Origin of the sequence: Kingella negevensis (genome assembly GCF_030177895.1) — a bacterium.
GTDB lineage: Bacteria > Pseudomonadota > Gammaproteobacteria > Burkholderiales > Neisseriaceae > Kingella_C > Kingella_C negevensis.
Genome location: NZ_CP123448.1, coordinates 917,780 through 938,740, shown reverse-complemented (window position 1 = coordinate 938,740; position 20,961 = coordinate 917,780). Strand labels below are relative to the sequence as shown.

Below are 20,961 nucleotides of genomic sequence, written 5' to 3'. Positions count from 1 at the left end.
ATACAGATTCTTAGTAGGTGTCAATAAAAATACCGCAGCCTATTATTTTCATCGTTTACGATTACTTATCTATCAAAACAGTCCACATTGAGAAATGTTTGATGGCAAAGTAGAAGCAGATGAAAGTTATTTCGGTGGACAACGTAAAGGCAAGCACGGTCGTGGTTCAGCTGGCAAAGTCGCTGTATTCGGGCTTTTGAAGCGAAATGGTAAGGTTTATACGGTTACTGTACCGAACACTCAAACCGCTACTTTATTACCTATAATCCGTGAACAAGTGAAACCTGACAGCATTGTTTATACGGATTGTTATCGTAGCTGTGATGTATTAGATGTGAGTGATAAAGCCATTTTAGCTTCGCTGAAACTTCGTTTTCGTATCAATCACAGTACACATTTTGCTGAACGACAAAACCATATCAATGGAATTGAGAACTTTTGGAACCAAGCAAAACGTCATTTACGCAAGTTTAACGGCATTCCCAAAGAGCATTTTGAGCTGTATTTAAGGAGTGCGAATGGCGTTTTAACAACAGTGAGATAAAAGTTAAAATTTCCATTTTAAAACCATTAGTAAAATCGAGTTTATTCTAGTTATCTAGGACAGCCCCTTTTAAAATTCAAAGAATATCAACATGAACAATCAACAAGCATTAATCCACATTCAAGGCGAAGTTGGCAAATTAGAAACCATTTATTTACCTGCGAAAGGCGTAGAACAAGGGGTTGCCGTGATTCACCACCCAAACCCCACTCAAGGCGGCACATTCACTAATAAGGTGATTCAAACCGCAGCAAAATGCTTAACCACAATGGGCTTTCATTGCTATCTCCCCAACTCACGCGGAACAGGAAACAGCGAAGGCGTACATGATTATGGCAAAGGCGAAAGTGAAGATTTAGTACGCGTGATTGACTTTGCACGCGCTCAACATCCTAACGCCCCTAAATTCATTCTGTCAGGTTTCTCATTTGGCGGTTATGTTTCCACATTTGCAGCGCAGCAGCGCGAACCTGATGTGTTATTGCTTATTGGTGCAGCAGTAGGTTTTTATGAAGTACCCGCCCCTCATGTACCCAATATCAATAAAACCTTGATGATTCACGGTGCAGATGATGAAGTAGTGGAATTGGCGCGACCATTGAAATGGGCAGCAGAACAAAATATGCCTGTGGTTGTTATCCCCGAAAGCTCACACTTCTTTCATGGCAAACTAATTCACCTACGCGATACGATTAACCGCTTTGTTCCACCAATGTTGTAAATACACTTTTCAGGCTGCCTGAAATTTCTTTTTATTCACCTTTAAGGAATTGTTATGCTCACACTTGATATTCGCTTTAATCAAATTATTGTCACAACAGATGAACAAGAAAACGCCGAGCCTATCCAATTTTCAGCCACGTTCAGCAATAATCGCCTAATTGTTTCCGATTTCAACGCGTTTGTGGCTGCGTTAAAAGCAGTATTGGAACAAGCAGCTGCAAAAGGGTATTACACACCGTTTAACCAAATCACAGGCAAATTATTGGCAACAATCGTGCGTTTAGATGTACGCGAAGAATTGCAAGGTGGACTCAGCGCAATCGAATATAAAGTGTTACAAGAAAGCATGATTGCCACTAATTTGCGTGGGCGAGAAATTTGTTATCGCGGTGCGCCCGTGTTTTTTGCATAACTAAAAAGCAGCCTGAAATTCAGGCTGCTTTTTTTCAGGCTGCAACTTGTAAATGTTATAATCCGCCCATTTTTAATCATTACAAAAAATCACTATGAACCACTTTGCTTCCGAGCTTGCCAACGGCATTGCCGCCATGAATTTATCGATTGACGACGCCCAACAACAAAAATTACTTCACTATCTCGAGCTGCTCAAAAAATGGAACAAAACCTACAATCTCACCGCCCTGCGCGATGACAGCAAAATGGTTAGCCTCCATATTTTGGACAGCTTAACGCTGCTGCCCTACGCGGAACACGCGCAAACCATGATTGACGTGGGTTCAGGTGGTGGCATGCCAGGTATTCCCACCGCTATTTGTCGCCCAGATTTACAGATTACGCTGATTGATTCTAACAGCAAGAAAACCACGTTTCTGCAACAAGCCGCGATTGAATTAGGGTTGAAAAATCTATCCGTGAGCAGCAGTCGAGTAGAAAATATTTTGGACAAACGCGCCGACATCGTAACCAGCCGCGCCTTTGCTGAATTGTGCAATTTCGTGCAACTCACGCGCCACTTACTCAACGAGAACGGACATTGGGTTGCAATGAAAGGCGTGTATCCCAACGAAGAATTATTCAGGCTGCCTGAAAATGTGGAAGCGTATCAAATTGATTCGCTTACCGTGCCGACTTTGGACGCAGAACGCCACATGGTGCTGTTGAGACCGAAACACGAGGAAACAAAATGAGTGCAAAAATTTTAGCGATTGCCAACCAAAAAGGCGGCGTAGGCAAAACCACCACGGCGGTAAATTTAGCGGCAAGTTTAGCAGCAAAAGGCAAACGCGTTTTGTTGATTGATTTAGACCCACAAGGCAACGCCACCACAGGCAGCGGCGTGGACAAAACCACAATAGAACAGGGCGTGTATCACGTTTTGTTAGGCGACACCGATATTCAGGCTGCGCGTGTAAAAAGCGATGCAGGACAATACGATTTATTGGCGGCGAACCGTGAATTGGCAGGCGCAGAAGTAGAGCTGGTGCAAGAAATCGCACGAGAAATGCGCTTGAAAAACGCGCTGGTGTTGGTGGAAGAGGATTACGATTTTGTGCTGATTGACTGCCCGCCCACGCTGACTTTGCTGACCTTAAACGGCTTGGTTGCCGCGCAGGGCGTGTTAGTGCCGATGGTGTGCGAATATTATGCTCTGGAAGGCATTAGCGATTTAGTAGCGACTGTCCGCAAAATCCGCACGGCGATTAACCCAAAATTGGATATTTTTGGCATTGTGCGCACGTTGTTTAACAACCAAAATCGTTTGGCGCAAGAAGTGAGTGCGCAGTTGCAACAGTATTTTTCAGGCAAAGTTTTTGAGACGGTGATTCCGCGCAATGTGCGTTTGGCAGAAGCCCCAAGCCATGGTTTGCCAGCGTTGGCTTATGATGCGAAAGCCAAGGGAACTTTGGCTTATTTGAGTTTGGCAGATGAAGTGTTGGCGCGTGCGTAAACAATAAAAAAAGCAGCCTGAAAAAGTTTTCAGGCTGCTTTTTATTGTAAGGATTACGCTTTTTGTGCAGTAGCTTTCTTCGCTTCCAATTTCAATACGCCACGGTGAACCATCGCGCAGCAGAAAATGCAGCCTGCAACGGCAAACAGCAATAGATAGAAACCAGCGTCCCAGCCGAATTTTTCTGCCAAGATACCGAACAGAGCGGTGCCGCCTGCGCTACCCAAAACGTAGCTCAACAAGCCGCGCAAACCTGTTGCAGAGCCAGCCGCAAATGAAGGCACTAGCTCAATTGTTTGCAATGAAGACAGGAACATCGGCACGTAAATCAAGCAGCCAACGAAGCCTGCGCCAATCGTAACCGTAACCAAATCGTTACCATTGCGATACAAGAAGATAGATGCGCCCACTCCAACCAGTGTGATGATAGACAATGGCATGCGTTTGCCTTTGAAATAGGTGTCTGTTACCCAGCCTGCCAATAAAGTGGACGGAATCGCTGCCCATTCAAAAATCGCAAATGCCACGTGCATGTCTTTTTTAGAAAAGCCTTTGGTTTCCAAAAGATACAATGGCAACCAAGTCAGCACACCAAAGCGAATCATATAGGTGAACACGTCAATAAACGAAACGAACCAAACGTTCATGTCTTTTAAAATGTAATCGCGGAAGATTTCCCATGTGCTTAAGTTCACGTTTTCTTCTTTGGTGGCAATCAATTCTTCATCGGCGTTGTTCAAGATTTGGTTCATTGGCGGCAAACCTTCGTTGTATGTTCTGCCTGCGCCGAAGATGAAGAAAATGGTCGCCACAATAGAAGCAAGCACGGCTGGCACGATGAAGTGAGCTGATTGCCAGTGCGTTTCGCCCAACCAAGCCACAGAAGCACCTGCAATCGGTGCAACCAAACCGCCGCCTACGTTGTGTGAAATGTTAAACACGGCTGTGGTTGTGCCGCGTGTTTTGCGTGGGAACCAGCTTGCTAGCACAACATAAGCAGGACCTGCGCCCATGCCTTGAAAAATACCGTTGAGCATGCACAAGAAAAAGAAAATCCAGAATGAAGTGGTGAAACCCATCATCAGATTGACTAAAGCGGACATCACCAAGCCAAAAATCATAAAGTATTTTGGATTGGATTTATCTGCTAATGCAGACATAAAACCTTTGCTGACACCGTAAATAATCAACATGGTTGCGGATACAAAGCCGATGTCTTTTTTCGTGAAACCGAAATCACGAATCAAATCGGGTGATGAAAGCAAGAAATTGTTACGCAGAATATAGTAAGCGGCGTAACCGATGAAAATGCCAAATAATGCTTGCCAACGCAACCGATTGTAACGGTCGAGGACTTCTGCATCAGGGACTGGCTTGCCAGGTTTGGAAGCGAGTAGGGATAGCATAGTGTTTCTCCAAAAAGTGAGTTGATAAAATTTGAGGGCGTATTATCTTTTTTAACATGTGTAAAAGCTACTGTTAAATTTTGATAAGTAGGAAATATTTGTTCTAAATCAAAAAAGCAGCCTGAAAAAGTTTTCAGGCTGCTTTTTTAGACTTCAATTTTATTTGGTGTAAAGGTTTCCCACTTATTGCAAGCAGGGCAATGCCAGAAGTAAACCTGTGATTTAAAATGGCAATTTCGGCAGCGATACATCACAGCTTTTTGCAACTGACGACCAATCACACTACGCATCATGTCTGCATCTGCTTTCCATTGCGGATTCAAATCCGCCATCTGAAACCCAAGTAAGCGATACATGCCGTTCAAATCAGGTTTCGCGCGGATTAAGTCAATCGCTATTTGATTGGCTTTTTCTTCGCCGTTCAGCAGCAGCGATTTATCGTAAATCACTTGCACCAAATCCAGCTCTGGAAAGGTTTTCATGTAACCAATCAATACGTTCAAGCCGTCTTGCGGTTTGCCCAGCGCATCGTAAGCATCGTATAAACGCTCGCCAATCATGCTCAAATAAGCGTGATTTTGCTTTTCAATCGCTGAATACGCATCAATTGCAGCCTGAAAATTGCCTTGTTTTTGCTCAATGTCGCCCAAAATCATATTGGCACGAGTGCATTTTTTGTTTGCGTCTAACGCTGCGGCAATGTGTTCACGCGCAGCCTGAAAATCGCTTTTGAATAACGCGGTTTGTGCTATTTCGCAATAAAACTGTGCAATTTCAAATTGATAGGTTTGTTCATTGTGCGCCAGTTGTTGCGCTTCGTTTACGGCTTTTTCCCAGTCGCGGTCCTGTTCGTAAATGTTCAGCAACACTTGTCGCGCTTGCTTATTCATATTGCCGTCTTGCAACTCAAGGAAAATGTGTTCCGCTCTGTCCACCAAACCTGCGCTTTGATAGTTCAAGCCCAGTTCATACAACACGCGTTCACGTTTTTCGCCGACTGTATCGGGCGAATCCAACAGGGCTTTGTGCATGGCAATCGCTTTGTCGTTTTCGCCGCGTTGGCGGTAGAGTTTGCCCAGCGTGAGGCTCAAATCGTAAGAACCTTGTTGTTGGTCAATCACTTCCGTGAGATTGTGAACGGCTTTGCCTGTGTTTTTGTCCACCAGCGCGTCCAAACTCACATAGAAACCAGCTGGCACTTTTTTAGCGTGTTTCAGCACGGTTTTCATGTCCACACGCGCGGCAAACCAACCCATAGCAAAAAAAACTGGCAGTAGGATAATGGGGATAATTAGCCACCAAATTTCTGTACTATCCATGATTATTTGCTTTCGGTTTTCGCTGGGGCTGGTGCGGCGATGTCTTGGGTGGCTAACCGTGCGGATTTTTGCACTTCGCTACGCAAACGGGTGTTTTGATTGCGTAAGCGCAACAAGCGTCCAAACATGGAAAATACACCGACAATCGCGCCTAATACGAAAAAGCCAAATAAAACAACAATCAAAGGAATGTCAATTTTTTGAGACGGCAGGTAAGAAAAAGGGACTTTGTCGGTGTTGATTAAGGCGAAAATCACGAAAATAATCAGAATGATGAATTTGATAATGTTGGCAAAAAGTTTCATTTTTGTTTCCTTTGAAAAACAAGATTGGCAGCCTGAAATTATTTTTTCAGGCTGCGTTCAAATAGGTATAAGTTTAAACGATTTAAAGCTGTTTTGATACTTGTTTAATCGTTTTGCAAGTGTATAATCAAACGCTTTATTTCCTTTTCAGACTGCCTGAAAAGCCTAAATTATTCTCTAATCAACACATTAAGAAAGACTCAAATCATGGCAATCACAATGGACGACCGCGACGGTAAAATTTGGTATAACGGCGAAATGGTTGAATGGCGCGAAGCAAAAACCCACGTTTTAACCCACACTTTGCATTACGGCATGGGTGTATTTGAAGGCGTACGCGCGTATGAAACGCCAAAAGGCACAGCGATTTTCCGTTTGCAAGACCACACAAACCGCTTTTTCAGCTCTGCGAAAATTGTGGGCATTCACTTGCCATTTACCAAAGAAGCGTTCAACCAAGCGCAATTAGACGTTGTGAAAACCAATAATTTGAAATCTTGCTATGTCCGCCCAATGGCGTTTTATGGCTCTGCAAAATTGGGCGTTGCGCCACAACAAGATGATGTGAATGCGATTGTGGCAGCATGGGCTTGGGGTGCTTATTTGGGCGAAGAAGGTATGCGTAAAGGCATTCGCTGCAAAATCAGCAGTTTCACACGCCATCACCCAAATGTAACCATGATTAAAGCCAAAGCCAATGGTAACTACATGAACTCAATCATGGCAAATACTGAAGCGAAACAAGGCGGTTTTGATGAAGCGATTTTGTTGGACGCGGCTGGTTATGTAACTGAAGGTTCTGGCGAAAACATCTTTATCGTGAAAGATGGCATGTTATACACACCAGCTTTGGACGTGGCTTTGGATGGCATCACACGCAAAACTGTGATGATGATTGCGCGTGAAATGGGCGTGGACGTGCAAGAAAAACGCATTACGCGAGATGAATTGTATATTGCTGACGAAGTATTCTTCACAGGCACAGCGGCAGAAGTTACTCCAATCCGTGAAATTGACAATCGCCAAATCGGTATCGGCGAGCGCGGCGAAATGACAACTGAAATCCAAAAACGATTCTTTGATATTGTAGAAGGTCGCAATGCGGATTATGAACATTGGCTGACTTACGTAGGTTAATTTTTCAGGCAGCCTGAAAAGCAACAAAACCCATGTTTCTATTTGAAACATGGGTTTTTCTTAAGCAAACCGCTTTCATGCAGCCTGAAAGTTGATTAAAATACTGGTTTATTTAACAACATTTTAAAAATAAAAGGTTTACCCCAATGAGCATGCAAATTACCGACCTTCTCGCATTTGGCGTGAAAAACAAAGCATCAGACTTGCACCTGTCAGCAGGTTTGCCTCCAATGATTCGCGTCCACGGCGACGTGCGCCGCATCAACTTGCCAGAAATGAGCGCAGAAGATGTTGGCAACATGATTAGCTCAATCATGAACGACTTGCAACGCAAAAACTATCAACAAAACTTGGAAACCGACTTTTCGTTTGAATTGCCAAACGTGGCGCGTTTCCGTGTGAACGCGTTTACGACTAACCGTGGCCCAGCAGCCGTGTTGCGTACCATTCCGAGCAAAGTATTGACTTTGGAAGAATTGAAAGCGCCGCGCATTTTCCAAAAAATTGCTGATAACCCACGCGGTTTGGTGTTGGTAACAGGCCCTACAGGTTCTGGTAAATCAACCACTTTGGCGGCGATGATGGACTATGTGAACGACAATCACGCAGGTCATATCTTGACGATTGAAGACCCAATTGAGTTCGTTCACCAATCTAAAAAATGCTTGGTAAACCAACGCGAATTGCACGAACACACTCACAGCTTTGCCAACGCATTGAAATCAGCGTTGCGTGAAGACCCAGATATTATTCTGGTGGGCGAGATGCGTGACCCTGAAACCATCGGCTTGGCATTGACTGCAGCCGAAACAGGTCACTTGGTGTTCGGTACCTTGCACACCACATCAGCCGCTAAAACGATTGACCGTATTATCGACGTGTTCCCAGCTGCCGAAAAAGAAATGGTGCGCTCAATGTTGTCAGAATCATTGCGTGCCGTAATCGCGCAAACGCTGCTGAAAACCAAAGACGGCAAAGGCCGTGTGGCAGCGCATGAAATCATGGTTTCAACGCCTGCGATTCGTAACTTGATTCGTGAAAACAAAATTGCGCAAATGAACTCAACCATTCAAACAGGTCAAAACTACGGTATGCAAACGCTTGACCAATGTTTGCAAGACTTGGTGCGCCGCAACATCGTTTCTTTGGCGGACGCACGTTCTAAAGCACAAAACCCAGATATGATTAACTAATCGTTTTCTCTTTTAAAGGAGCGTTGCCATGTCAGAACAAAACTCAAATCCCTCTTCTGAGTTAGCCCAATTGTTGGAAGGCTTTGTAAACACTTATCAGGTTACGCCCGAAAATGGTCCAAAGCCTGTGCCACACGCGGCAGGTAAAGCGATTGTTCACGCGCAGCAGCACCCAAATGATCCGCAAGCAGCAAAAGCAGCGGCTGCAGCTTCAACAGCAGAAGTGGCGCAGAGAAAAGGCTTGCATCCATTGCTGGAACGCATGTCGTTAGAGTGTGAAAAACGTCAGGCTTCTGATATTTTTATCAGTGCAGGTTTTCCACCGTCTTTTAAAATCAACGGTGAATTAACACCTGTGCCTTTGAAACCACTCACGCCGCAAGATACGCAAATTTTGGTGTATTCAACTATGAACGCCGACCAGCGCGCTCGTTTTGACCAAGAACTGGAATTAAACTATTCCGTTTCATCATCTGACGGAACGCGTTATCGTGTGAATGCCTATCACGAGCAAGGTCGCATGGGTATGGTTTGGCGACGCATCACTACTAAAATTTTGACTGTGGACGATTTACATTTGCCACAAGGCTTGAAAGATTTAGCGATGCAACCGCGCGGTTTGCTGATTTTGGCTGGTGCGACAGGTTCGGGTAAATCCACTTCTATGGCAGCGATGTTGGACTGGCGCAATAAACACGCGGCAGGTCATATTGTTACCATTGAGGACCCTGTGGAATATTTGCACAAGCCAATCAAAAGTATTTTCACACAGCGCGAGTTGGGTATTGATACCAATTCATGGTCAATGGCGGTTCAGTCTGCTATGCGTCAAGCGCCTGATGTGGTGTGCGTGGGTGAAGTGCGTAATGAACACACGATGGAATACGCCTTGCAGTTGGCGCAAACAGGGCACTTGTGTATTTTCACGATTCACGCAAACAACGCCGTGCAAACCATTGAACGGATTATGAACTTCTACCCAGAAGAGCGTCATCAACAAGTTTTGATGGATTTGGCGTTGAATACCGTGGGGATTATTGGGCAACGTTTGGCGCGTTTGAAAGAAGGCGGTCGCCGCGCTGTGGTAGATTTGTTGGTGAATACACCTGCGATGCAAGACTTTATTTTCAAAGGCGAATTGATGGAGTGCTCCAACTTAATGGCGCGTTCTCAAAACGATGGTATGCAAACATTCGACCAAGATTTGTTGAATTTGTATAAAGAAGGTTTGATTACCAAAGAAGAAGCCTTGAGACAAGCCGAATCGGTAAACGATTTGAACTTGGCAATTAATCTTTGGGAAGATGGCAAAGAGCGAGACGGTATTTTTAACCGTGTTCGTGATTTGCAAGTTTTGTAATTTAGTTGTAATAAAAAAGCAGCCTGAAAAGTTTTCAGGCTGCTTTTTTTATAGTTGGTTAAAATGAAAATGAGGCAAGGCGACAAAGCCTGCCGTGTGCAAGTAGCACATAAGGGCTTTGGCAACGCAGTATCATTGATATTTTAATCAACTATTTATACGATTTCTGCTTTAGTGATGACTACTGCTTCAGTTGGCACATCATCATGGAAACCGTGGCTTTTTGTTTTCACGCCTTCAATTTTGTCCACAACGTCAGTACCTTCAACCACTTTACCAAACACCGCATAACCCCATTCTTGTACCACTTCACGACCGTGCATTTCTTTTGAACGGTAGTTCAAGAAATCATTGTTGTTGGTGTTGATGAAAAATTGTGCGCTGGCAGAGTGGGGTGCAGAAGTACGCGCCATTGCGATAGTGTATTTGTCGTTTTTCAGACCATTACTGGCTTCGTTTTGAATCGATTCGCGGGTGTCTTTTTCGTTCATGTTTTCGTCCATGCCGCCACCTTGAATCATGAAGCCTTTGATAACGCGGTGGAAAATCACGCCGTTGTAGAAACCATCTTTGACGTATTGTTCAAAGTTTGCCGCTGTGATTGGGGCTTTTTCGTGCTCTAATTCAATACCGATTACGCCAAAATTGGTGTGCAATTTAATCATTTTGAGTCCTTTATAGACAGGTTAAAGATAGGTTACAAAATATAGGCAGCCTGAAAAAATTCAAGTCTTTCAGGCTGCGTGAGTGTTATTTTTCAATGCGAACTTGTTTGATTAACACTGTTTGCGTTGGCACATCTTGATGCATCATTTTGCTGCCTGTGCGCACTTTTGAAATTTTATTAACCACGTCCATGCCTTTGGTAACTTTACCAAATACAGCATAGCCATAACCTTGCGTGGTTTTACTAGTGTGATTTAAGAAATCATTGTTTGCTGTATTGATGAAAAATTGGCTGGTTGCTGAATTTGGGGCGGCGGTTCGCGCCATGGCAATCGTGCCAACGGTATTTTTCAAGCCGTTATCTGCTTCGTTGTTGATGGCTTTGGCGGTTGGTTTCTCTAGCATATCAGGTGTGAAACCGCCACCTTGAATTATAAAGCCGTCAATCACACGGTGAAAAATGGTGTTGTTATAAAAACCGCTTTTGGCATATTGCACGAAGTTGGCTACGGTTTTTGGGGCTTTGGTTTCGTCTAATGATAATTCGATGTTGCCCATGTTTGTTTCAATCACAGCGTGAGTTTCGGCGTGAGCAGCAAATGCGGTGGTGCTCATTACGGTGGCTAAAACGATTTTTTTGATTGTTTGTTTCATTGAGGTTTCCTGTTGGTTGTCTAAATAAGGAAGAGTAATTTTAGCAAGTTTTGTTGTAAGCAACTGTAAAATGAAATCAAAACGCAGCCTGAAAATATTTTTCAGGCTGCGTTTTGATTATTCAGCAGCTTGTTTTTCTGCTGCTTTGGCTTGTTGTTTGGCTGCGCGGGCTTGTGCGGCTTCTGCGCGGCGAGCGTCTTGTTTTTCAATCGCTTCTTTAATGCCTTCGTGCGACAAGGCGTGTTGTTGCTCTTCAGGGCTCACTTCACCGTGGAAACGATTGTTTAAGTTGAAGCGTTTGCCACCACGCGCAACGGCTTTGATGTATTTTGGTCGGCGGCAGTGGTTGGATAACACGCGATTAATCAGTGTTGGGTCGAACTGTGGCAAGGCTTCTACTAGGTCTTTTTCAATGCCGATAGAGAGGGGTTTGAAACGGCTGAAAACTTCGTATTTGCTATAAATATAGTCGGCAATCATTTCCGTTTGTTTTTTCTTGCTCATGGTTTGCACGGCGTTTTTTAAGGCTGCTCCTAAGGCGGTTTCTTGTGTCATGGTTTTGTCCTAGCTTTCGTTATTTGGGAAGATAATTTGATAATACGGTTTTTAAAATTTGCTCGTCTTCAATGGTGGTGAGCTGTGCTTTGCCTAATGCTGCTAATGTGATGAAGCGCATTTTGCCGCTGGCAACTTTTTTGTCGTGGCGCATATGGGCTAACCAGCGTTCAAATGGGAAGACGGGCGGTGTGTCGGGCAATTTGGCTTGGCGCAAAATGGCTTTGATGCGCTCGGTGTCTGTGGTTTTCAGGCTGCCTAATTGTTCAGAAAGTTGGCAAGCTAATACTGTGCCAGCGGCGACTGCTTCGCCGTGTAACCATATGCCGTAGCCCATTTCGGTTTCTATAGCGTGTCCGAATGTGTGTCCGAGATTGAGTAGGGCGCGGATGTCTTGCTCGGTTTCGTCTTGTGCGACGATGTTGGCTTTCATTTGGCAGCAGTGGTAAACGGCTTGGGTGAGTGTGGCTTTGTCGCGCTGCATCAGGGCTGCCATGTTGTTTTCTAGCCATGTTAAAAATTCTGCATCGTCTAAAATGGCGTATTTGATGACTTCTGCCATACCTGAGGAGAGTTCGCGTTCAGGCAGCGTGTCTAATGTGTCTAAATCGGCTAATACGAGTTGGGGTTGATAGAATGCGCCAATCATGTTTTTGCCAAGTGGGTGGTTGATGGCGGTTTTGCCACCTACTGATGAATCAACTTGGCTGAGTAATGTGGTGGGGATTTGCACGAATGGTATGCCGCGCTGATAGGTGGCGGCGGCAAATCCTGCCATGTCGCCAATCACGCCACCACCTAATGCGATGATGGTGGTTTTTCTGTCGGCGTGGTTTTGCAGTAGGCTGTTGTAGATTTGGTTGAGTGATTCGTGGTTTTTGTATTGTTCGCCGTCTTGCAGAATGATGTCAAAGTATTCGATTTGGTTGTTTTTTAGGACGGTGTGTAGGGATTCGATGTAGAGCGGGGCTACGGTGGTATTGCTGACAATCGCTACTTTTTTGCTGATGTGTGGTTGCAAGAGTGAGAAGTTGTTGAGTACGCCGTTGCCGATGTGAATGGGGTAGGCGTGTGATGGGGTATCAACGATTAACTGGCGCATAATTTTCAATGCTTTCTAATAGTTGGTTAAAGGTTTTCAGGCTGCCTGAAAGTTCTATATCTAGGATAATGTGTGCGGTGCGGCGATAGATGGGGTCGCGTTGGGTGTAGAGGTCTTGCAGCTTTTGCAATGGGTCTTCTACTTGAATCAGTGGGCGATTTTGGTCGCCGCGAATACGTTCAAATAGGGTTTCAGGCTGCACGTGTAAATAGATAACTGTGCCTGATTGTTTGAGGCATTGTTGGTTTTCTTCGCGTAAAACTGCGCCACCACCTGTGGCTAAGATGATGTTGTTGAGTTGGCATAAATCGCGGATAACAGTTGCTTCTCGCAGCCTGAAACCTTGTTCGCCTTCTCGCTCAAAAATGGTTGGAATGGACACGCCTGTTCGCTCGCAGATTTCTTGGTCGCTATCGTGGAATGAATAGCCTAATGTATCAGCGAGTTGATGTCCGAGTGTAGTCTTGCCTGCACCCATCAATCCGATTAAAAAAAAATTGCCTACCATGTTTTTCATGGTAGGCATTCTAACCTAGTTTAAGGTTTTTTAGTAGCGAAGAACGCTAGTTTCACTGCCCATGATGCGTGGGGTGATGAAGAACAGGAGTTCACTACGGCTGTCACTGCGAGAGCGTGCTTTAAATAAGTTACCTACTACTGGCAAGTCACCTAATAAAGGAACTTTCTTAATAGTATTTGATGCTTCTTCTACATAAATACCGCCTACAATTAAGGTACCACCATCTTCAATCATTGCTTGGGTTTTAAGTGATTTAGTTTCTAAACCAGGTTCACCTTGAGCACTTTGATATCGATCACTTGGTGCATCTTTTTGGATAGCAATATCCAAAATAATTTTATTATCCGGTGTGATACGTGGCGTTGCTTTTAGGCTTAATACAGCATCTTTAAAACTTGTTGTTACTGTATTATCTTGACGAGTAGTATAAGGAACTTGATAGCCTTGTTTAATTTCAGCTTCTTGGCGATCTTGCGTTAAAACGCGTGGAGTTGAAATTGTTTTGGTACGGTTATCTTGTTCTGAAGCAGAAAGTTCTAAACCTAATGCTCCAGATGCAACTGCTTTCACAATTGCGATGGAACTAGTTGGAGAAGCTGCGCTCATAGAAATATTAGGGCTAGTAATGATACCGCTATTAGCTCCTCTACCAGTACCTGCATTCACGTTATTTAAACCATTTCCCCAAGTTGAGCCCCAGCCCGTGTTACCTGCACGAGAGAAACCAAATTTAACACCTAAATCACGTGAAAAACCATCTGCAGCTTCGACAATGCGTGCTTCAACCATTACTTGACGAGCTGGAACATCCAATTCCTCAATTAATTTAACAAATTTTTGAATAACAGATTGAGTATCTGTGATAATCAAAGTATTTGTTGCTGGATCAACTAATGCACTACCACGGCTAGTTAAAATAGATTTGCCATCTCTATTATTAGAATCTTCAAGCTTCAGGATTGTTTTAAATTCTTCAACATTTTTATATTTCAGTTGGAAGCTTTGAGAAATCAATGGACCTAATTCATCTAATTCTCTTTTCGCTTTTAATTCGTCTTTATCTTTTTCTAATAATTCTGCACGTGGTGCAATATTAATAATGTTACCTACACGACGCATATCTAAGTTACGCGCATCCAAAATCAAATCTAATGCTTGATCCCATGGAACATTTTTTAAAGATAATGTCATTTTACCTTGAACGCTATCACCTGCAACAATGTTCATGCCAGATTCAGTAGCTAAAATTTGTAATACTGTACGTACATCAACATTTTGGAAATCTAAAGAAATATTTTTACCTGTAAAGGTTTTATTTTCTTGACGCTGCCCAATGCCTGATGACGCAATATTTTTATTAGGAATAATTTGAACAGTTTGACGATTTGCTTTTCCTGTTAATTTATATTCCCATGTACCTTGGTTGCGAATGGTAATTTGAGTATCGTTACCAATACGTTTAGCAGAAACAGTACGCACAGGTGTAGAGAAATCTGTTACGTCTAGATTTCTTTGGTCTTGCGTAGATAATGCGTAATTTTTTAATGTGATGATTAAGCGATCATTTTGTCGTTTAATTTGTGGCTGTCCAGTATAATTAGATGCATATTCAATCACACCTGAGTTGGCAGAACCTTTATGGAAATCAATGTTAAAGGCTACAGGAGCTGTTACTGTGCTTGTGGTATTTTTTGTAACAGGTGAAGAAATTGCAGATGCAGCAGAATTGGTTGATTCTGCTTCACTTAGATATACCCATACTTCATTACCTTTCACTTCAGTATTATATTGACCCTCTTTCGATAAACCTAACAATACACGTGAGTGCCCATTACCTTGTGCTGCAATGATTTGATTTAACAGCTGGTCGTTAAATGAAAGTGATGATTGAGCAACTTTAATGTCAGTAGAAGGAAAATCTAAAGCAATACGCGCAGGTGTTGCAGTAATAAATCCGCTTGGTTCTACTGCATTTTCATCAAATTGCAATTTAATAACACGTTGTTGATTGGGTAATACAGAAACTTTGATGTCTGTGATGTTACCTGCGTGCGCAGATTGAATAAATAAGCCTAATGCTATAGCAGATAAAGTTTTAATTGAATTTACTTTCATAGTCATGAAACCTCGTAAAAATTATTTGAATTGCTAATTATTTTGAAGGGCTATCTGAATCAGATAGAGGTAGGTCTACGTTTCGTGGGTTCCATTTGCCATAGACATCTTCAACATTCTCTTGGATAGTAATTACTTCTGGTTTTATGGATGTGATACGACCAAGATTTTGACCAATATAATTACCAGGTTTTACTGTATACACAAAGCCATCAACTTCAATCATTGCTGATAAGTTGTCACCAGAGCCAATTGAACCAACATATTTCAGACTTTCTAAACTATAATTTTCTAATAGTTCTTTGCTTCTATTTAAGTCTGGCATATTAGTGCTTTGATAAGCTGCACGCATTCTATCTTCATTGAATGCATTAGGGCCTGATGTTTGAGGTGCGTAGTAGGTTACTCGCTCAACTTTTTCAGGAGGTGCAATAGGTTTAACTTTGGATTTTGCACTAGCTTGAGTTGATTTCATCCATACTTGTAAATCTCCTTCTTCTTCTGAACATGCAGATAAGACAAGTAGTGATGCAATTATTAAAGAGATTGTTTTCATTATTGCTTCCTAAAGATTCTATAAATCAAAATTATTCATCAGCATTGTTTGCAGGTTTGCTAGCAGCTGATGCGGAAGAAGCAGTATCAGTTAGATTCATTGCTTTATATGTATTTGCAGTAGCTGTAAAAGTCAATTTACTACCTTCTCCGTTTTGTTCACTTTTTGTAATATTAATATTTGATAAAGTAACAATACGAGACATAGAACCAACATCTCTGACAAATTGAGCAACGTTTGAGTAATTACCCGTTACTGATATTGCGAAAGGTAAACGTTCAATCGGTTTTTCGATTACTTTTGCTTCTGGAGTTACACTGTTCATTGTTAAGCCATTTTTGGCTGCTGCTTGATGCAACTCCTGAATCAATGTTGGAATTTCTTCACTTGTAGGCAATTGCTTAATCAAGACTTCAATTGAAGCTTCAATATCAACTAATTCTTTCTTTAAATTATCCAAATTAGCTGCTTGAGCACTTTTCTTTTCATAGTCTGATTTCAATTCAGCTTCTTTTGCAACGGTTGATTGATACTCTTCCCATTGCGCTTGAAATAAACCAAAATATCCTAATACAACAATGACAACAGCCAAAATCAATGCCATTAAAAATTGTATAGGCTTATTTTGTAAATGAAGTTTTTTAAAATCAATTTCATTTAAATTCATTTTAGTTTCCTTTTGATTGAGAAGCTGCAGCAACCGCAGGTTCGGTAGGTTGTGAAGCTACTTTTTGCTCTACCAAGTCAGCTTCTAAAACAAATTCTTGACCATTATCAGTTTTTTTAATGCTGATTAATTTAGGGGCTTCGAATATGCCAGTACTTGGTAAGGCAGTCATAAGCATCGCTACTTTGTTATCACTGATGGCTTTACCTGTAATGCTATACGTATTGCTATTTTTTCCTGTAGCCGCTGTCGCTTGAATTTTTGCTAAATAAGCTCCTTCAGGCACAAGCTGATTCAATGTATCAATAATATAAGCACCTTCAAAACGCTTATGATCCAATTCTTCAACTTTTAGTTTACGAGCCAAAAAACTTTGTTTTTGCTTATTCAACTCTTTAATTTCAGTGAGTTGCTTATCTAGTTCTTTAATTCCTGCTTGCAAGCTTTCATTACGACTTTCTTGACTAACCATCAGACCTGTCAAGCCTAGATAAATTGCAGCACATGCTCCAATGCCAGCTAAAGCACCTGCAGCCATAATCAATTGAAATTTTTTCTTTTTCTTTTGCTCTTCCATTTCGCGATATGGAAGTAAGTTAATTTGAATCAATTTCATGTTATATCAGTCCTCTTAAAGCCAAACCAAAAGCAGTTGTCAAAGAAGAAGCATCTTTATTCAGTTGTTCCTCTTCTATTTTTGTTTTGTTTGTTGCTAACAAAATAGGGTTTAATTGTTGAGTAGGTATGTTAGTTTGAGAATAAATAACCTCTGCAACGCCTGAATTAGGTGTGCAACCACTACCACTAATGAAGATATGTTTTACATCTGAGCCACTGTCCATGCTTTGTGTTGCATAGAAAAATTGCATAGTACGCTGTACTTCTTGTGCAATTTGCATATTAAAGCTATCAGTAATCAACTCTTTATAGTCTTTTGGTCGAGCCGCTTCACCAAAAATCATAGCAAGCGCTTCATCATCAGGAACTTGATAGTTGCGTTGAATTAATTGTACAAGTTGTTCTAAACCGAAATTACTTTCTTGCTTGTACAGAATGCGACTACCTTCCATGATTAACGCTTTTAATGAAATGTCGCTAACATCAAAAACAGCGATACGCTCATGTGCGAATTCACCACCTTCTTTAGCATCAGCAAAAATAAACGCATTTGCAATAGCAAATAAATCCACATCTACGTTAGAAGCTGTTATACCTATTTCATCTAGTAAGTCAGAGCATTTATCAACAGCTTCAGTTTTTGCAGCAACCATCAAAATATTTTGGTCATTACCTTGCTCAGATAAAATCTGCCAATCGTAATTCATTTCATCTAAATCGCCGATTTGAGAAACGGTTACTTCCACAAATTCTTGCAAAGAGAGTTCTTCTTCATTATTTTTTGAGAAAACAAGATTCTCTTCAATAGTTACAGAACCAGTAGGTAGTGCAATGTTAGCTTGTTTACAGTTCGTTTTTAATTTTTCATAGCATTGTTGTAAAATAGATACAAACTGTTCATAGTCATTGATTTCATGACCCAAAACAACATTTTGCGGAAGAGGCAAAATAGCATATTTTTCAAGCTGAACTTGCGATAGTTGGCGTCCAGATACTTGAACCATGCGAATATTATTTTGGCTAATATCTACCCCAATTACACTGTGTCCAGATGTCGCAACTGAAGCATTATTGCTTGTATTTTTTTTGGTTTTTCCAAAGCCCATAATTTAAAATCCTTACCTCTCGCTAAAACATTTATAATGGCAGCTATCAATCAAGTTTGTTGTAATAACAAATACAAGCGATATTTTACTTTATTTTAAAAAACAAATGGTAATTTTGTTGAAAATACTTTTGGGAAATTATGATTAAAAATTTCATTGCCACATTATTTGGGCTAATTTTGGGTTTGTTTTTATTTGGTGTTGGGGCTGTATCAATTGCTATTTTGATGGCTTATCCAAAACTACCCGCGTTAGATAATGTCAGAAATTATCAACCGCATGAACCTTTAACAATTTATTCAGCTGATGGAGTAGTAATTGGCTCATACGGAGATGAACGCCGTGAATTTATGCCTATTGATAAATTTCCCGATAATTTAAAAAATGCTGTGATTGCAGCAGAAGATAAAAGATTCCGTGAGCATTGGGGTGTGGATGTTGTAGGTGTTGCGCGAGCGATTGTTAGCAATTTAGCAGGTGGGCATAAACAAGGTGCAAGTACCATTACGCAGCAGGTTGCTCGTAATTTTTATTTGACTAATGAGCGAACATATACACGTAAATTTAACGAAGCACTTTTAGCTTATAAAATTGAGCGCAACTTAACCAAAGACCAAATTTTAGAGTTGTATTTCAATCAAATCTATTTAGGTCAGCGTGCTTATGGCTTTGCAGCAGCAGCAAAAATTTATTTTAATTCAAACGTTAATGATTTGAGCTTGGCTGAGGCAACTATTTTGGCAGGTTTGCCAAAGGCCCCTTCTGCGTTTAACCCGATTGTGAATCCAACTCGTGCCAAAGAGCGTCAAAAATATATTTTGAACAATATGGTTGAGATGGGTTTTATTACAGCTGCTCAAGCTAATGAAGCATATAACGAAGAATTGATGTATGAGCGCTATAGCTTACCTATTGATCAGAATTCTTTATACGTTGCAGAAATGGCACGACAAGAATTATTTGAGCGCTATGGTGAAGAAGCCTATACCAGAGGTTTTAACGTTTACACAACTGTGAATAGTCAGAACCAAAAAGTAGCTACAAACGCCTTACGTAAAGCCTTGCGGAATCGTGATGGTGGAGGCTATCACGGTGTAGAACAACAATTAACTTTTGCAGATGATGATGATATTGAAACAGAAGCAGAACAGTTTTTAGCGAACACTTACACAGTGGAAAAAATGGTGCCGGCAGTTGTTTTAGAAACAACAAGAAAAGGCATTACGATTGCTATGCAAGGAGGGCAAAAAGCTGAGTTAAGTATTAATGATTTAGGCATTGCTAAAAGTGCGCTTGCTTTAAATAATAAAAAATTAGGCGATAAAGCAATTAAAGTTGGCTCTGTTATTCGAGTGATAAAAAATGGTAGCCGTTGGAATGTAACGCAACAACCCGCCTTGCAAGGTGCACTGGTTTCATTAGATGTGAAAACAGGCGCAGTTCGTGCGATGGTGGGTGGCTATGATTTCCATGCCAAAGCCTTTAACCGTGCGACACAAGCCATGCGTCAGCCAGGTTCAACATTTAAGCCATTTGTTTATTCCGCTGCCTTATCTAAAGGTATGACGGCGGACACTATGGTGAATGATGCGCCAATTACCATTGGTAAATGGTCGCCGCAAAACTCAGATGGTACCTTCCGCGGCATGATGACTTTACGTCAAGCATTAACCGCTTCACGTAATACTGTATCAGTGCGCATTGCGCAAGCAATGGGTGTACCTTATGTGCTCAATTATTTGCAAAAATTTGGTTTTAGAAAAGAGCAAATTCCAGCAGCAGTAGCATTGGCTTTGGGTACTGGCTCCGTAACACCTTTGCAAATGGCAGAAGGTTATTCAGTATTTGCCAATGGCGGTTACAAGGTATCAGCTTATGTAATCGATAAGATTTATGATTCCAAAGGCAATTTACTTGCGGAAATGGAACCATTAGTCGCAGAGAAAAGCGCACCGCGAGTAATCGATAAAAACAATGCGGTTGTGATGACTTCTATCATGCGCGATGTGGTGCAACATGGTACAGCAAGAGGTGCCATGGCTCTGGGACGCTTAGACATCGCTGGTAAAACAGGTACAACAAACGACTTTAAAGACTCTTGGTTTGTAGGTTATTCTCCAAAAATTGTAACTGCGATTTATGTAGGTTATGACACACCAAGAACCATTGATAAAAAAGCATTTGGTGGTACATTAGCTTTACCAATTTGGGTAGATTACATGCGTTATGCGTTGAATAAACCTGATGCAAAAAGTTCTGAAAAATCTGTAGCAGATGCTCAAAAGCAGCAGAAAACAGCTAAACCTGCTATTCCAACTGAAGACTCAACGGAAGAGCCTAAAGCGGTTAAATCAACCACTAAAGGAAATGCCAAAGAAGAAGAGGCAACTCAAGCAGAAGAATCTGATATTCCGTCAGAATTGCAAGCAAACCCAGTTAGTGCAAGTGATTTGTACGATTAATCAAAAAACAACGCAGCCTGAAACTTTCAGGCTGCGTTTTTATT

At 41.8% G+C, this 20,961-nt stretch carries 21 protein-coding genes and 1 pseudogene; 9 read left to right on the top strand and 13 right to left on the bottom strand.

Features of this window, described 5'->3' with window-relative positions; all coding sequences use genetic code 11:
* Nucleotides 1–10: 10 nt before the first annotated feature.
* From QEO93_RS05255 to QEO93_RS05235, 5 genes and pseudogenes are all read left to right on the top strand, one after another.
* A pseudogene (locus QEO93_RS05255) lies at nucleotides 11–594 on the top strand (IS1595 family transposase); the annotation flags it as partial.
* 41 nt (nucleotides 595–635) lie between these two features.
* Nucleotides 636–1,265, top strand: a complete 630-nt coding sequence (locus QEO93_RS05250) for an alpha/beta hydrolase (RefSeq protein ID WP_032137006.1) — start codon at nucleotides 636–638, stop codon at nucleotides 1,263–1,265.
* 54 nt (nucleotides 1,266–1,319) lie between these two features.
* On the top strand, nucleotides 1,320–1,679 hold the full coding sequence (locus tag QEO93_RS05245; RefSeq protein WP_032137007.1) for a hypothetical protein: 360 nt from the start codon (nucleotides 1,320–1,322) through the stop codon (nucleotides 1,677–1,679).
* A 94-nt stretch (nucleotides 1,680–1,773) separates the two neighbouring features.
* Nucleotides 1,774–2,415 carry a 16S rRNA (guanine(527)-N(7))-methyltransferase RsmG gene (rsmG, locus tag QEO93_RS05240; RefSeq protein WP_032137008.1) on the top strand — a complete coding sequence of 214 codons (642 nt, stop codon included), beginning with the start codon at nucleotides 1,774–1,776 and terminating at the stop codon, nucleotides 2,413–2,415.
* Nucleotides 2,412–3,176, top strand: a complete 765-nt coding sequence (locus QEO93_RS05235; protein ID WP_032137009.1) for a ParA family protein — start codon at nucleotides 2,412–2,414, stop codon at nucleotides 3,174–3,176. Before rsmG ends, QEO93_RS05235 begins: the two co-directional genes overlap by 4 nt.
* 53 nt (nucleotides 3,177–3,229) lie before the next feature.
* On the opposite strand, the gene QEO93_RS05230 is transcribed toward QEO93_RS05235, so the two are convergent.
* The 3 genes from QEO93_RS05230 to QEO93_RS05220 form a co-directional block, all read right to left on the bottom strand.
* Entirely contained in the window at nucleotides 3,230–4,582 is a 1,353-nt protein-coding gene (locus QEO93_RS05230) for an MFS transporter (RefSeq protein WP_032137010.1), read from the bottom strand.
* A 146-nt stretch (nucleotides 4,583–4,728) separates the two neighbouring features.
* On the bottom strand, nucleotides 4,729–5,901 hold the full coding sequence (gene lapB, locus QEO93_RS05225) for a lipopolysaccharide assembly protein LapB (protein ID WP_032137011.1): 1,173 nt from the start codon (nucleotides 5,899–5,901) through the stop codon (nucleotides 4,729–4,731).
* A gap of 2 nt (nucleotides 5,902–5,903) precedes the next feature.
* Entirely contained in the window at nucleotides 5,904–6,206 is a 303-nt protein-coding gene (locus QEO93_RS05220; RefSeq protein ID WP_032137012.1) for a LapA family protein, read from the bottom strand.
* A gap of 207 nt (nucleotides 6,207–6,413) precedes the next feature.
* On the opposite strand from QEO93_RS05220, the gene QEO93_RS05215 reads away from it, so the two are divergent.
* From QEO93_RS05215 to QEO93_RS05205, 3 genes are all read left to right on the top strand, one after another.
* Nucleotides 6,414–7,343: a branched-chain amino acid transaminase gene (locus QEO93_RS05215; protein ID WP_032137013.1), complete on the top strand. Its 930-nt coding sequence runs from the start codon at nucleotides 6,414–6,416 to the stop codon at nucleotides 7,341–7,343.
* A 152-nt stretch (nucleotides 7,344–7,495) separates the two neighbouring features.
* A complete protein-coding gene (locus QEO93_RS05210; RefSeq protein ID WP_179184685.1) occupies nucleotides 7,496–8,536 on the top strand; it encodes a type IV pilus twitching motility protein PilT in 1,041 nt (346 codons plus the stop codon).
* Nucleotides 8,537–8,564: 28 nt separating this feature from the next.
* Nucleotides 8,565–9,896 carry a PilT/PilU family type 4a pilus ATPase gene (locus QEO93_RS05205; protein ID WP_032137015.1) on the top strand — a complete coding sequence of 444 codons (1,332 nt, stop codon included), beginning with the start codon at nucleotides 8,565–8,567 and terminating at the stop codon, nucleotides 9,894–9,896.
* Nucleotides 9,897–10,051: 155 nt separating this feature from the next.
* On the opposite strand, the gene QEO93_RS05200 is transcribed toward QEO93_RS05205, so the two are convergent.
* The 10 genes from QEO93_RS05200 to pilM all read right to left on the bottom strand — a co-directional run bounded on the left by QEO93_RS05200 (nucleotide 10,052) and on the right by pilM (nucleotide 18,455).
* Nucleotides 10,052–10,561: a peptidylprolyl isomerase gene (locus QEO93_RS05200; protein ID WP_032137016.1), complete on the bottom strand. Its 510-nt coding sequence runs from the start codon at nucleotides 10,559–10,561 to the stop codon at nucleotides 10,052–10,054.
* Between the two features lie 85 nt (nucleotides 10,562–10,646).
* A complete protein-coding gene (locus tag QEO93_RS05195; protein WP_032137017.1) occupies nucleotides 10,647–11,216 on the bottom strand; it encodes a peptidylprolyl isomerase in 570 nt (189 codons plus the stop codon).
* A 117-nt stretch (nucleotides 11,217–11,333) separates the two neighbouring features.
* Nucleotides 11,334–11,771 carry a ProQ/FINO family protein gene (locus tag QEO93_RS05190; RefSeq protein WP_032137018.1) on the bottom strand — a complete coding sequence of 146 codons (438 nt, stop codon included), beginning with the start codon at nucleotides 11,769–11,771 and terminating at the stop codon, nucleotides 11,334–11,336.
* 19 nt (nucleotides 11,772–11,790) lie between these two features.
* The gene (gene aroB, locus QEO93_RS05185; RefSeq protein WP_032137048.1) at nucleotides 11,791–12,873 is read right to left on the bottom strand and encodes a 3-dehydroquinate synthase; all 1,083 of its coding nucleotides are present in this window, start codon (nucleotides 12,871–12,873) and stop codon (nucleotides 11,791–11,793) included.
* Complete coding sequence (locus tag QEO93_RS05180; protein WP_032137019.1) at nucleotides 12,854–13,399, bottom strand: shikimate kinase; 546 nt, start codon at nucleotides 13,397–13,399, stop codon at nucleotides 12,854–12,856. The genes aroB and QEO93_RS05180 overlap by 20 nt, the downstream gene beginning before the upstream one ends.
* 21 nt (nucleotides 13,400–13,420) lie before the next feature.
* The gene (locus QEO93_RS05175) at nucleotides 13,421–15,508 is read right to left on the bottom strand and encodes a type IV pilus secretin PilQ (protein ID WP_032137020.1); all 2,088 of its coding nucleotides are present in this window, start codon (nucleotides 15,506–15,508) and stop codon (nucleotides 13,421–13,423) included.
* A 37-nt stretch (nucleotides 15,509–15,545) separates the two neighbouring features.
* Nucleotides 15,546–16,064, bottom strand: a complete 519-nt coding sequence (locus tag QEO93_RS05170) for a pilus assembly protein PilP (RefSeq protein ID WP_032137021.1) — start codon at nucleotides 16,062–16,064, stop codon at nucleotides 15,546–15,548.
* A gap of 31 nt (nucleotides 16,065–16,095) precedes the next feature.
* Nucleotides 16,096–16,731 carry a type IV pilus inner membrane component PilO gene (locus QEO93_RS05165; RefSeq protein ID WP_032137022.1) on the bottom strand — a complete coding sequence of 212 codons (636 nt, stop codon included), beginning with the start codon at nucleotides 16,729–16,731 and terminating at the stop codon, nucleotides 16,096–16,098.
* A 1-nt stretch (nucleotide 16,732) separates the two neighbouring features.
* Nucleotides 16,733–17,347 (bottom strand): PilN domain-containing protein, encoded by a 615-nt coding sequence (locus tag QEO93_RS05160; protein WP_032137023.1) that lies wholly within the window; start codon nucleotides 17,345–17,347, stop codon nucleotides 16,733–16,735.
* A 1-nt stretch (nucleotide 17,348) separates the two neighbouring features.
* Nucleotides 17,349–18,455 (bottom strand): type IV pilus biogenesis protein PilM, encoded by a 1,107-nt coding sequence (pilM, locus tag QEO93_RS05155; RefSeq protein WP_052368703.1) that lies wholly within the window; start codon nucleotides 18,453–18,455, stop codon nucleotides 17,349–17,351.
* Nucleotides 18,456–18,595: 140 nt separating this feature from the next.
* Between pilM and QEO93_RS05150 the strand changes: the two genes are divergently transcribed.
* The gene (locus QEO93_RS05150) at nucleotides 18,596–20,917 is read left to right on the top strand and encodes a penicillin-binding protein 1A (protein ID WP_032137025.1); all 2,322 of its coding nucleotides are present in this window, start codon (nucleotides 18,596–18,598) and stop codon (nucleotides 20,915–20,917) included.
* The last annotated feature ends 44 nt before the right edge of the window (nucleotides 20,918–20,961 follow it).